Annotated in this window: 1 pseudogene; it reads left to right on the top strand. The window is 63.5% G+C overall.

The features are described 5' to 3' along the window. Nucleotides 1-252: pseudogene (locus R0J92_RS24970) on the top strand (hypothetical protein); the annotation flags it as partial.

Raw genomic sequence — 252 nt, 5'->3', positions numbered from 1 at the left:
AGGAGGAATTGCGCGGCGCGGTCGAGGTGCTGCATCGCGACAAGTCGCTCATCAAGGAAGACCGCGACCAGCTTGGCGGCCTGCTCGACCTCAAGGAGCTGGAAGTCAGCGACGTCATGGTGCACCGGACCTCGATGGGCACCGTCAATGCCGATGCCGCGGCGGAAGAGATCGTCCGCGATATTCTGGCCAGCCCGCACACGCGCATGCCGCTCTGGCGCGACGATATCGACAATATCGTCGGCATCATCC

Origin of the sequence: Tritonibacter sp. SIMBA_163 (assembly GCF_046535935.1) — a bacterium.
Taxonomy (GTDB): Bacteria; Pseudomonadota; Alphaproteobacteria; order Rhodobacterales; family Rhodobacteraceae; genus Epibacterium; species Epibacterium scottomollicae.
Note: the sequence above shows the minus strand (reverse complement) of the source record. Positions and strands in the feature narration are given on the sequence as shown.